The sequence below is a fragment of the Enterococcus sp. AZ196 genome, assembly GCF_050498845.1.
In the GTDB taxonomy this organism is placed as follows: Bacteria; Bacillota; Bacilli; order Lactobacillales; family Enterococcaceae; genus Enterococcus_A; species Enterococcus_A murrayae.
The window spans coordinates 517,202-529,329 of the sequence record NZ_JBIPAM010000002.1 but is presented as its reverse complement, the minus strand read 5'-3'; the positions used below and the strand labels follow the sequence as shown (position 1 = coordinate 529,329).

The 12,128-nt window shown below is 42.3% G+C and carries 13 protein-coding genes and 1 other annotated feature; of the genes, 1 reads left to right on the top strand and 12 read right to left on the bottom strand.

Annotated features, from left to right (window positions below; all coding sequences use genetic code 11):
- Nucleotides 1–29: 29 nt before the first annotated feature.
- Complete coding sequence (locus tag IGI67_RS20230) at nucleotides 30–620, top strand: DUF2922 domain-containing protein (RefSeq protein ID WP_429959042.1); 591 nt, start codon at nucleotides 30–32, stop codon at nucleotides 618–620.
- Between the two features lie 122 nt (nucleotides 621–742).
- Here IGI67_RS20230 and IGI67_RS20225 read toward each other — a convergent pair whose 3' ends face one another.
- The 12 genes from IGI67_RS20225 to IGI67_RS20170 form a co-directional block, all read right to left on the bottom strand.
- Nucleotides 743–1,573 carry a MetQ/NlpA family ABC transporter substrate-binding protein gene (locus IGI67_RS20225; protein WP_429959041.1) on the bottom strand — a complete coding sequence of 277 codons (831 nt, stop codon included), beginning with the start codon at nucleotides 1,571–1,573 and terminating at the stop codon, nucleotides 743–745.
- Nucleotides 1,574–1,599: 26 nt separating this feature from the next.
- Complete coding sequence (locus tag IGI67_RS20220) at nucleotides 1,600–2,361, bottom strand: aspartate/glutamate racemase family protein (RefSeq protein WP_429959040.1); 762 nt, start codon at nucleotides 2,359–2,361, stop codon at nucleotides 1,600–1,602.
- The gene (locus IGI67_RS20215) at nucleotides 2,358–3,578 is read right to left on the bottom strand and encodes an NAD/NADP octopine/nopaline dehydrogenase family protein (RefSeq protein WP_207107366.1); all 1,221 of its coding nucleotides are present in this window, start codon (nucleotides 3,576–3,578) and stop codon (nucleotides 2,358–2,360) included. The genes IGI67_RS20220 and IGI67_RS20215 overlap by 4 nt, the downstream gene beginning before the upstream one ends.
- Before the next feature lie 65 nt (nucleotides 3,579–3,643).
- Nucleotides 3,644–3,893: a binding site (T-box leader), on the bottom strand.
- A 99-nt stretch (nucleotides 3,894–3,992) separates the two neighbouring features.
- Nucleotides 3,993–4,313: a PTS lactose/cellobiose transporter subunit IIA gene (locus IGI67_RS20210; protein WP_429959039.1), complete on the bottom strand. Its 321-nt coding sequence runs from the start codon at nucleotides 4,311–4,313 to the stop codon at nucleotides 3,993–3,995.
- A 30-nt stretch (nucleotides 4,314–4,343) separates the two neighbouring features.
- The gene (locus tag IGI67_RS20205; protein ID WP_429959038.1) at nucleotides 4,344–5,276 is read right to left on the bottom strand and encodes an ROK family protein; all 933 of its coding nucleotides are present in this window, start codon (nucleotides 5,274–5,276) and stop codon (nucleotides 4,344–4,346) included.
- A gap of 23 nt (nucleotides 5,277–5,299) precedes the next feature.
- Nucleotides 5,300–6,721 carry an MFS transporter gene (locus tag IGI67_RS20200; protein ID WP_207107369.1) on the bottom strand — a complete coding sequence of 474 codons (1,422 nt, stop codon included), beginning with the start codon at nucleotides 6,719–6,721 and terminating at the stop codon, nucleotides 5,300–5,302.
- Between the two features lie 87 nt (nucleotides 6,722–6,808).
- Nucleotides 6,809–7,120, bottom strand: coding sequence for a PTS sugar transporter subunit IIB (locus tag IGI67_RS20195; RefSeq protein WP_207107370.1), 312 nt, complete (start codon nucleotides 7,118–7,120; stop codon nucleotides 6,809–6,811).
- 23 nt (nucleotides 7,121–7,143) lie between these two features.
- A complete protein-coding gene (locus IGI67_RS20190; RefSeq protein ID WP_429959037.1) occupies nucleotides 7,144–8,490 on the bottom strand; it encodes a PTS sugar transporter subunit IIC in 1,347 nt (448 codons plus the stop codon).
- A 29-nt stretch (nucleotides 8,491–8,519) separates the two neighbouring features.
- Complete coding sequence (locus IGI67_RS20185; protein ID WP_429959036.1) at nucleotides 8,520–9,377, bottom strand: Cof-type HAD-IIB family hydrolase; 858 nt, start codon at nucleotides 9,375–9,377, stop codon at nucleotides 8,520–8,522.
- 11 nt (nucleotides 9,378–9,388) lie between these two features.
- Entirely contained in the window at nucleotides 9,389–10,366 is a 978-nt protein-coding gene (locus tag IGI67_RS20180; protein ID WP_429959035.1) for a sugar phosphate isomerase/epimerase family protein, read from the bottom strand.
- A gap of 37 nt (nucleotides 10,367–10,403) precedes the next feature.
- Nucleotides 10,404–10,796: a C-glycoside deglycosidase beta subunit domain-containing protein gene (locus IGI67_RS20175; RefSeq protein ID WP_429959034.1), complete on the bottom strand. Its 393-nt coding sequence runs from the start codon at nucleotides 10,794–10,796 to the stop codon at nucleotides 10,404–10,406.
- Nucleotides 10,797–11,005: 209 nt separating this feature from the next.
- On the bottom strand, nucleotides 11,006–12,109 hold the full coding sequence (locus IGI67_RS20170) for a Gfo/Idh/MocA family protein (RefSeq protein ID WP_429959033.1): 1,104 nt from the start codon (nucleotides 12,107–12,109) through the stop codon (nucleotides 11,006–11,008).
- Nucleotides 12,110–12,128 lie beyond the last annotated feature (19 nt).

The window sequence follows — 12,128 nt, the reverse complement described above, 5'->3', positions numbered from 1 at the left end:
AGAAAAACTAAAAAGAAAGGATGAAAAACATGAAGACTATAAAAATAAAAAAACTCGTATCCACCTTTAAAAACAGTGTCGGCGAAAAACATAATCTGACGATCAAAAGCCCAACTGTTGATAAAACGCCCGAAGAAGTTCATGAAGCCTTGGAATTACTGACCACCTTAGATATTTTTGAAGAAGAAAACGGGATAAAAACTTTCGCGGAAGTCGTGACTGCTAAATACGTCGAAACAGTAAAATACATTCAATTCAATCCAGAAGCTCCGGTCGAATACGAGCCTTTGCCAGAAAAACCAGTTGAAAGGCCTGTGCCCAGCTCCATCAAACCAATCAATTATGAAAAATATATTGACTTAGTCTGCCCGCAGGCTTTGGGTGCGAGACCCGATAGCGCCCTGAATGCTTTACCGATTCATCGAACTGACAGCATAGGCCGATCACTGCCTTCAAAAGACAGCGAGAATCCTACATCAAGTGTTTCAGATCCGTCTCCTCTATCGAATGAAGAGTCCACAATGACCGCTCCGAAAAATAAAAAAGTGAAACGGAAGAAAGGCCTTATTCAATGGATACTGCAAAAATATCGAGAAAAAACAGCTGAAACGTCTTCTTAAAGAGGACTTCAGCTGCTCATTTTGAATACTTTTAATCGCACACTCACTCTATCATTCGTGCTTCCTATTGATGATGTTGCGTTTGAATATACCCTCGCGTCAATATGGGGAACGAGGCTAGATTATTGGTCAGCTGACACTGGCTTTACGGAGCCGTCCCATTTTTCCAATATCCAATTTTGTACATCTTCATTGTGCAATACCTTTATCAATTTTTTTATTCGCGGATCGTCTTTATCTTCTTTTCGAACGGCAATGATATTTCCATATGGGGAATTGTCTTCTTCCAACAAGAGGGCATCTTTCACCGGGTTTAATTTGGCTTGATAGGCAAAATTTGCGTTGATCGCAACTAGCTCGCCTTCTTCATTATTATAAGCACTCGTTAGCAGCGATGGATCGATCGAATGTTCGAACTTAAGGTTTTTCGGATTGTCTTCGATGTCTTCAAAGCTGGCGGTTTCGATAGCAACGCCTTCTTTGACCTTAACTAGATCCGCATTTTGGAGAATCGTAATAATTCTTCCCCAATCTGACACAGAATTTGAGGTGATGATCGTTGCCCCATTTTTTAAATCATCAAGTGATTTGATTTTTTTGGAGTACAGTCCCATTGGTTCGACATGGACAGCCCCGGCATTCGCAAATTCGTAGCCATTCTCTTTTATCGCTTGTTCAAAGAACGGGACATGCTGGAAATAATTTGCGTCGATATCCTTATCAGCTAAGGCTTTGTTTGGCAGAATATAATCGTCGAAGTTTTTGATTTCTAATTTGACCCCTTCTTTTGCCAATAACGGCTTCACATGCTCTAAAATTTCTCCATGTGGAGTGGTCAATGTGCCGATCACCAAAGTGTCTTCTTTCTTTTCATTCGTTGAGGCCTTGGTGCAGCCCACTAATATTAGAGCCAGTGTAAATAAAATCGAAAAAAAGATCGTTTTTCTCTTCATATGTTTTCCCCTTTTTATCATTACTATTAAAAATGACCGTAGTATCTATTTTGAACGACCGAAGAATGAACCCATCGGATCAGAGTGATAAAGTCAAAAACCGGTAGACCCGCTGCCTGTTGGATCGCATAGGAATATGGCGGCAGATCGCTGCATTCAAGCAATATCGCCCCAATCTCAGGTGCTTTCTCCAGCTCTTTTTTTACTGTCGCCACTAGATCGGCTTCTAACGTTGGATTGTCTAACGTCGTTTTTCCCCAGCGAATGGGGGCGAAGCTTTCCAAAGAACCGATCTCACAAATAATACAATCGGATAAATCTGCTCCAGAAGAACGGAAAAAGTCGGCATTTATGTCTTTTCCGCTTGCTACCAGCGTTAAGATTTTCTGTTTTTTCTTAAGTCCGATGTTTATGATCGGCACTTGAACGATGCTGGATAAAAACACAGGAATATCTACCGCTTCTGCGACGGCTTCTTGAAAATGACCAAAGTAGCCGCAAGCACCGACGATCGCTCGGACTCCCTGCTTTTCAAGTTTTTTGGCCGCTTGAACGATCTGTTCTTTGATTTGCTCGCTTCCTTCAAATAGCTCTTCGATTTCAAAATCCACCACTTCGTAAAGCACTGGAAAGTCAAAGGTCGTTGCATTTGCGACATTGCCGGGCACCTTTGGATAGATGAGATTGACCGCAATGATGCCCACCCCACAGCCCGAAAATGGTGTCGCGGATACTTGAAGGGTTGAGGCTAAATCTGCTTCGGTTTGAAGATTGCTTCCTTTTCTCACGAAATCACTCCTTGTTTTAAGTAATCCAGCAAGGCTTCTTGATCTAAATGACCAATCCCTAAATCATCTAAGGTCAGTCCTTCTTTTAAGAAATCGCGGCCAGTCATAACGGAAGCCAATGTGATCATACTGTCGATTACCTTCGTTTCAACGCCATATTTCTTTCCCAATTCATGATAAATGTGACAGCCCACAGGAATATCCTCCGTGATATAACGGTCATGAATACTGAAAGGTCCTGTACCGATCGCCATCTCAAACTGCTCATCGAAAGGCACGATGCACTCATCCCCCATGTATTCTGGTCCTAAAATACTGGTTCTCGATAAGAAATTCTTTTTAGGGAAACGCTGAAGATCCACTCCAATCGCCTCAGCCAGAGCCACTTCTTCCAGATAAAAGGCATATTGAACCTCAGAAATTGATTCGCAGTATGCGTGAGAATAAATGGAATACGTGCTTTTATCATTTCCACCAAAGACTCTGCCCCAGTTCTCCATTACACCAACGCCTAAGATCGTTCCCGGACAATGCAAAACAGGATTCACATTACTGAAGCCAATATCCAAGACGGTATTTCCACCTGTTGGTCCATCGCCAGTCGTGATGGTATCGAAACAGCCGATCTCTTGTGTGCTTTGCAAAAAGATTTCCTGATCTGTCGACGGCAGCGAGGCACCTCGTAAAGTGATCGCCCGATACATCAAGCTGACTTCCGGTGTCAATACGCCGCCTTCTTTCACCACTCTGGCGCCATAGGGTGCACTGGACCAGCCGCCAATAACCACGGATTTATCACAATTGCTTTCACGCATTTTTTTTCGTAATTTTAACGAACCAAAATTGTCTGGAATGATATGAATGATCATTCCATCCTCCAGCACAGGCACCAACTCTTCAAAAAAGGCATCATGGGCAATTGACGGAACCGCGACGATGACCAGCTTGCAGCCAGCGACACATTCTTTGACATCCGTAGTGACTTTATTCAACACAGCTCGACCTGAACGCTTGAAGCCATACTTGTTGTTTTGGTTTCCTGTTAGGAGGATACCTGTACGTTCGACATTTTCCAGCGTCGTTTTTGCAAAATCCGGCAGATCACAAATATTGACTTGATTTCCACTCAAAGCGCAATCCGCTGCGATCGCTTTCGCTGCCGCTCCTCCTCCTAAAATAGCAATTGAAGCCCCATTCGTTCTTTTTTCATTACTCATTACTTTTTTCCTCCTTTATCATTTAAAAACAAAAAAATCGTCCCTGATCTGTATTTAAAATACAAATCAAGGACGATGAGAATACACTAATCGCGGTACCACCTTAATTACTTGTTGCTAAACAAGTCGCTTTATCAGTTACGGAAAAATTTTCGATAACCTATCACTATAACGGGTGAACCCATAGTATCTAAAGACTACTCCCTCGATAACTAACGCTCAAAGACCATTTTCATCATGTTCGACTATCTCTTTTCACCAAACAGAGACTCTCTGAAAATCTACCATCACTACTCTTCTTTTCATAGCTTAATTATATTCTAATTTAAATGCAATACTACGCGATTTGATTTTGAATGTCAATACTAAGTTTTCTATTCTTTTAGAAATTTCTTTCAGCAAGCAGCTTGTGGACTATTTACTCTGAACATACTTATAAACATCAATAATTTCCTTCGCCAGATCACAAAAGGCGATTGATGTCATTAAATGATCCTGACTGTGGACCGTCAGCAAATTCATTTCAGTTGCCTCGCCTTGCGCCTCTTTTGTTAACATTTCTGTTTGGGCGTGGTGGGCCTTGACTAATGCGTCTCCGGCAATCTCGATCTTACTCATAGCACCTTTGATATCCCCGCTTTTAGCAATTTCGATAGCCTCCACTGCTTCACTTTTTGCGTTGCCGCTGTGAATGATGAGCCCCATAACGGCCTCTAACTGCGCCTGATTATTCATTTCAATTTTCTCCCTTCTCTGAGAATCTGATCATACAGCATATTCTTTCAGCGTACTGACTATTTGATACGCTGCGCCGTACATGCCTGCTTCATTGCCTAAAATCGCTTTTCTCAGCCGAAAACTTCCGGAAATTTGTGGAAAAGCATAGCTGTCTATAGCCGCTCTTAACGGAGTCAAAAATAATGGGCCGGCTTCAGATACACCGCCGCCAATCACTATCTCCTCGGGGTCTAAGGTATTCATTACGCCTGCGATTGCCCGGCCGAGATAATCGACGGTTATTTTCAATGCTTCTTTGGCCTGCGGATCATCGGCTTCGATCAAATCAAAAATTTCCTTTGTATTTGAAACAGCGGAGCGATCTGCTAGACGATTCATCGTTTTGACCATCCCATTGGCTGAGCCATAGCATTCTAAACAGTTTATATTGCCGCAGCCGCAGATTCGTTCCTCAGTGGAGTGAACTGGAATATGACCAATTTCTCCTCCCGAAGCATGCTCGCCATTTAAAATTTTGCCGTCAACGATGATCCCACCACCGACACCTGTTCCAATCGTCACAAAAACAAGATTCCGAACGTGCTCTGTAGATCCCTTCCACATTTCACCTAGAGCCGCGGCATTCGCATCATTCAGCAAAGCCACAGGAATATTTAAGCTCTTTTCGATCATTTGCTTCAGGGGAAAGTTTGTCCAGCCTAAATTGACGGCCCTTTTTACGACTTCCTCATTTACTGGGCCAGGCACTCCAATACCGATCCCTAAAATCTCTTCTAAGCATTGAGTGCCTTGACTCATTCGTTCCCGAATACTTTGAATAATATCCGCAGGAATCCCACTGCCTTCATTCGCTGTATTTGTCGGAATGCTCCATTGATCCAGCATCAAGCCGGTCATATCAAAAAGAGCCAGCTTGATGGAGGTACCGCCAATGTCGATCCCAATTACTTTATTCATCATTGTTTCTTCCTCTCCATGCAAAATTACTCTAAACTATCTTGAACTACGACCTCTGACCTTGCTTCTCTGCTGAAGAATAACCGCACTAATAAGAACAGCTCGATCACAAACAAAATGATTAAGAACAAGAAGCCCATTCGTGAACCATTGATCGTGGATTCCGCGATGCTCAGCGATTGATCCGACTGGCTTTGCGAAATGATGCTTGCAATAATCGAAGTCCCTGAAGCGCCGGCGAACTGCTGGAAAGTCATAATAATCGCATTGCCATTTGCCTGTTGTGTTTCATCCAGCTGTCTTAATCCGCTGGTCATCAGATTCCCAAAAGAAAAGCCGACGCCTAAAGTAAACATAAAATATAAGCCGCCGATCAGAAGATTGCTCAATGTTCCGCTAAAAATAGTAAACAGCAGCAATGAAAAAGCAATCACCAAACTGCCGGTCATAATCGGTTTCTTTGCGCCGAAACGATCCAAAATCCGACCGCCTAAGGGAGTGAACAATGCCCCGAGCGTGGCTCCAGGCAATACGACAAAGCCCGATATCTGAGGTGTAGCGCCATTTACTAATTGAATATAGTTCGGCAAAATAAACACCAAGCCCATTAGAACCAGCTGCAGAATAAAGAAACAAACTACGTGCAGACGATAGGCTCTATTTTTAAGCAGCTCCAACTGCAAAATAGGCTCCTCTAACCCCTTTGAACGCTGAATCAGGCTGATCAAACCAACAATTCCGAAGAAAAAGGCGCCGCCTACTTGAAAAGAAAAGAGACTCTTACTTCCCATATTGCTAAAGCCGATGATCGTTCCAGTAAACATGACCATAATGGACAGCAAACTGAGAACATCAAAGTGCGCTTTATGAACCGGACTTTTTTGCTCGATCGTCATCAACCCTACCACCATCGCAGCCAACATGATCGGAATCAATAAGATGAAAATAAAGCGCCAGCCTAAGCTGGTAATCACCAAGCCGCCAAATGTCGGACCAATCGCAGGTGCTATCGCCGGTATCATGGTACCAACGCCCATCATCATCCCAATCTTGTCAGAAGGAACCTGCTCCAAAATAATGTTGAACATCAACGGTAAGCCAATCCCTGTTCCGATCCCTTGAATGATTCTGCCTAATAATAGAATGGAAAATGATGGGGCAAAGGCGTCAATCACTATTCCCAGAGTAAAAAAGCCGATCCCGATCAAAAACAACGGCTTATTCTTAAAGGATCGTTTGAAAAAGCCTGATAACGGAACGATAATTGCTAATACCAATAAATAAATGGTGACGAGCCATTGAACCGTTGCCGTATTTACATTGAATTCTTTACTTAATGTAGGAAAAGTCACAGTCATTGCAGTCTCAGCGAGCACGCCACAAAAGGACAAAAGTCCCGTTGAAATGATTGCTCCAATTACTTTAAGTGTTAACTTTTCTTGTTTCATTTATTCTCTCCGTTTCTAATTGATACCGGTCTATTTGTAAAAAAATCGTTTAGAAAGACGGCGGCTAACAATTAGCCGCCGCCTGATTTAATCCTTTACCAATGAAAGAGCTTGCTGTAAGACCTTCTCGCCATCCATCGTGCCATATGCGGCCATATCAATGATAGCTACTGGAAGCTGATCTTTCACTAATGCTTTGATTTGCTTTTCTTTAAATCTTACTTGCGGCCCTAACAGGATCACATCTTTTTCCTTAAGATGATTTTTTACATCATCTACCGGTCGTGCATCAACAGTTGTCTCAATTTCTTTTTCTGTGCCGGCTTTTTCAATTTTTTCAATCAGTAAACTCGTACTCATCCCAGCATTGCACACTAACAAAATATTGATTTTTTTCATCGCTTTGTTCACCCTATCCTTTCTTATTCCACTACCGTTGCTTGCGCTTCTACTTCAACATCCTCAGCTTCTTCTTCTTTTTCCTTAAGCGCCTGCTGTTCGCGCTTACATTCTAAGTTATCGGCCATCTTGAAGAATGGAAAATAAATTCCGACAGATACAGCTACACAAAGAGCCTGAGCTAAAAGCATCCGCCAACCGCCTGCGATAAGTGCATTAAGAAAAGTCGGTGTTCCCGTAGGCAGCTGTGCGCCGATCATACGCGGAACCATCCCAGTCGTGATCGCTAAATAGCCAATCAGACCAGTGACTAATGGTGTGACCACAGTAGGAATCAAGAAATTCGGGTTCAAACAAATGGGCGTCCCAAAAGTAATCGGCTCATTGATCCCAAAGAAAGTCGGGATACTTGTGATTCTGCCGATGTTTTTATACTGGTCGCTTTTGGCGAAAAAGATGAAACAAATCGCTAAACCAAGCACACATCCGCCACCGCCGATTTCTAAGAAAACAGACGTGAAGCCAAAATCAATTAAATTCGGCGGAGTAGTTCCTGCCGCTGCGGCATTCATATTTTCAATCGTCATTGTTTGAATGATCGGTGCGTATACACCAAAGATGATTGCTTTCCCGTGAATACCAAACCACCAGAAAAGACCAATCAAGGCATAGGCCACCATCACACCACCAACTGAACCGCCGATTTGTTGAATCGGAACTTGCAGCACACTATAAACCAAATTATGGATACTGCCGAAGCTAGTAAAGTTAAAGCCCCAAGAAACAAGTGCCATTAAAAACGTAATGGCGAAAAATGGAATAATCGAGCTAAACGACTTCTCAACGAAGCTTGGAACACTTTCCGGCATGTGGATCGTGATATTATTTTTAACAAACCAGTAATAGAGCCTTGCAACGACTAGTCCGACAATAATACCGACAAACATTCCCTTCGAACCAATATAGTCAAAGCTGATGAAATCAACGGGCCGAACAGTATCATGAACCTGCTGCTCAATCGTTGCTAGAGGAGTCAGGATCAAGAAAGAAACAATGGCTAGAAATCCTGGAAACATGCCTTCGATGTCGAAGGACTTCGCCAAATTATAGGCGATAAAATAAACAACAATCAGCCCCATAATGTTGCTGGTGAAAATACCTGGTAATAATAGTAAAGACTTTAACCCATTCCCTTGAATGAAGTTTTGATAGCCATCAAATGGTAGATTCGCGACCAATGTACACATTGCACCCGTAATACTAGCCGGGATCGTCATAACCATCCCTTTGCTGACTGCCTTCAAATAGCGATTATCTGAAATTGTTTCTGCGGCAAGCTGGATCTTTTCGAGATTATCAACAAAACTCATAATGAAATTCTCCTTTTTTATTTTTTTATCTAGAGAAATTGTTCAATTGCCTTCCCAACACCATCTGCATCATTTGTATCTGTAATATATTTTGCTTGTTTTTTTACTTCATCAATTGCATTGCCCATCGCGATCGTAAAACCGAAGGAATCGTTCAGCATGCCCAAATCATTATAGCTGTCGCCAATCGTCATGATCTCGTTCAGATATATTCCTCGGCTATTCGCATAATGCTTGATGGCTTCCCCTTTATCAGCTAATGGATTCGTAATTTCCAAATTGATTGAGAAAGAGCCTGTTGCATTGACCGGATATTTTTTTGGTAAATGCGTTCGCAGCTCTGCGATTTTTTCGGTATTATTTGAAAAGCTGATGATTTTCCCAACCTCGTAATCGTTTTCAAAAATCTGATGGACCGAGTTGATGGGATTGATCGCTTGGTAAAGGAAATGCTTCTCCGCCTCTTGATAAGCGGCTTCTAATGATATTTCAGGGTGAAAATTATTGATTTTCGTTGCCACTGCCCATTTGCAGGTCTCTTTATCACTTGGGGAAAAGGTCCCGCCAGTTGTATAAACTTCTACATACATATCCAACTGCTGCAGCTCTGCGACAACTTGTTCTACTAACGCCTGCTCAAGATAAAGACTTTGTATAATCTCTCCTTGAGCATTGCGTAGTTCACTGCCGTTCATCACCAAATAATTGCATTCAATCCCTGCGGAGACTACTTGGGGATAAGCATCATCATAACTTCTTCCCGTCGTGATGATGAACTCCACCCCTTTGTCCTGGGCTTTCTTGATGGCGTTTACATTATTTCGTGAGATATCGTGGTTATTACTAACTAACGTACCGTCCATGTCAGATGCGATCAGCTTTATCATCTCATCACCTGCTAACCGATTACGTTCTCTAATAGCGCTTGATGGCGGCGGACTTGTTCAATACTATCCACTTCCATGTAATCCTGAATATGACGATTTCCTTCATATTCGCTGCAGATATAGCCCTCGTAGCCGGCATCCTTCAACGTTGTGATCACATCATGATAAGGAATACTGGTTTCCTGCAGCTCATTTGTGATGTCGTAAAATTTCCCGTGAATATGCGCGATATAAGGCATGTTTTCCACTAAAATTTTAGGATCCGTATAAACAAAGTGACGGCAAAACTCTGCAAAAGCTTTATCTGCTTCAGTCGCATCCGTCATTTTCGCGACCTTTTCGAAGGTATCATCGCGGTTTAAGCCATTTTCATAATTATCGCTAACTAACTTGATAATTTCTGGAGTCCCACCTTTTCGAATGTAACTATCTTGAAAAATCGACCCGATTCGTTTCGTGAAAATTCCGAAATCCGGCATAATGGCAAACCATTTCGTACCGCTTTCCTTAATGAAATCAAGCCGCTCTTCAAACCAAGGTGTCCCAAAGGTAAATGGTGCATGGACCTCCAAGGCAATCTTGACATTCATCTCCTCCGCATAAGGCAAGCTTTGCTTAACCACTTCAAGCGGTGTGGAAACTAAGGTTCTCAAAATTTTGCAGCCTAAGCGATTCGCGATTTTTAAGTCTCTCTTCATCATGTCAACATTTTCTGAAGTAGTCAACATACGGTTAGCAAATAACTTGTTGTCTAAAAAGGCATCGTAGGCAATCGGTTCAACTTGGTATTTTTCCATCCATTCATGCCATTGCTTCACAAAATCATCCGAGATATTCGGGAAGGTCGGAAGCATTTGTTCTGGTAAAAATTCGATTCCCTTAGCACCCGATTTGGCCGCTTCACGAATACAATCCTCTAACGTCATTTTTCCGGTATAAAACTCATCTTGGTAACTGTAAAGCGAGACACCGCGTTTAATCTTACTCATTACTTCATCTCCTCATTCATACTGTGGTATTGATTTTTTATGCTTCTAGCACTAATACTTTTTCATCATCGCCGACATTGTTAAACGGCAGATAAGATATTCGCAAGCTGACAAAAGCGTGCACTTTGTGTTCTCCTTCGGCTAAGCCGCCTGGTTTTTTCACAAATACCGTGATCGTTTCGACCATTTCCCAACGATGATTGATCACTGTCGGCAGCTCCGCAAAAGTAAAGGTTTCTCCTTTTACCGTGATCAGCATTTCTTCATTGGCGACCTTTTCACCGTCCACAGTCAGATCAATGACCTCTACACAGCTCATAGGTAAACCGCGATAATAGGGAATTCGTAATTGAACCTCATAACCGGTTACCTGATTGTTCTCTCTCACATTGCGAAACCCTTCTGGATTCACTAAGTATTTCTCAAACATTAGAAAGCCTCCTCATTCGTTTTAATGTATTAATTTTTCCCTAAAAAAATTAAGGTGATTCGAATGCCGCATATCATTCAACTAATGCGTTTGAGCTTAGGTTTATGAAAAATTACTAGCTATCTTTCTGACCTAGCAATCTGCGAAAAGTTGAACTGACATCCTTATTCCCCTCCTTCACCCCGTCGATGAAGGAGGGGCTTTAATTTTTAAAGTTTTACTTCATTGCCTGTTTCGGCTGCTTTATAGATTGCATCCAATACTTGTGTCACTTTAAATGCTTGTTCTGGTTTTACTAATGGTTCTGTATCATTGATCACAGCTTCCAACCATTGTTTTGCTTCAAGCTTTTCAGGATCAGAATCGCCGCCTTCAAAGAATGCGATGTTGCCTGATGCGCTTAGGTTCTCTTCTGTTAAGAGTCCATTTTTAGATCGGTTGTACGTCAACTGATTCACTGGATAGCTCATGCCGGCATCAATCTGTGCTCCGGCTTTTGTTCCGCATAAAGTAGTAGCCGCTTCTTTTGATTCCAACACATTTAGTGCCCATGAAGCTTCTAAGAAAATCGTTGATCCATCCTTCATTTTGATAAACCCAAAAGCGGAATCTTCGACTTCATAGCTGTCTGTATCCCACGGTCCAAATAGATTTCCTTCTTCTGCCCCAGGAAGATTTCCTAATTTATTGAAGACTGATCCGGTTACAGATTCGACTTCATAGTTATCCATCATCCATAAAGTAATATCCAATGCGTGCGTTCCGATATCGATCAATGGGCCGCCGCCTTGTTGGGATTTATCAGGGAAAACACCCCAAGTTGGGACTGCTTTCCGGCGAATGGCATGAGCTTTAGCAAAATAAATTTCACCCAAATCGCCATTTTCACAAGATTCATGCAAAGCAGTGACTTCTTTTCTAAACCGGTTTTGATAGCCGATCGTAAATTTCTTGCCTGATTTTTTCCAGGCATCCATCATCAATTTGGCTGCTTCTGGTGTATGAGCCATTGGTTTTTCACATAGAACATGCTTGCCTGCTTCAAACGCCGCCACAGTGATCGGACTATGACTCACATTTGGCGTACAAACATGAACAACATCGATGGTTTTATCCTTTAATAGTTCATGATAATCTTCATAATATTTCGCATCTTCCGTACCGAATTTTTCTGCCGCTTCTTTCGCACGCTCAACCTGATTGTCACAAAACGCCACCATTTCGCATTTGTCTGCTTGGCTGGTTAGCGCTGGAAAGTGTTTGTTATTCGCGATACCTCCGCAGCCGATAATTCCGATTCTTACTTTTTTCATGTTGTTCTTCCTTCCTCTT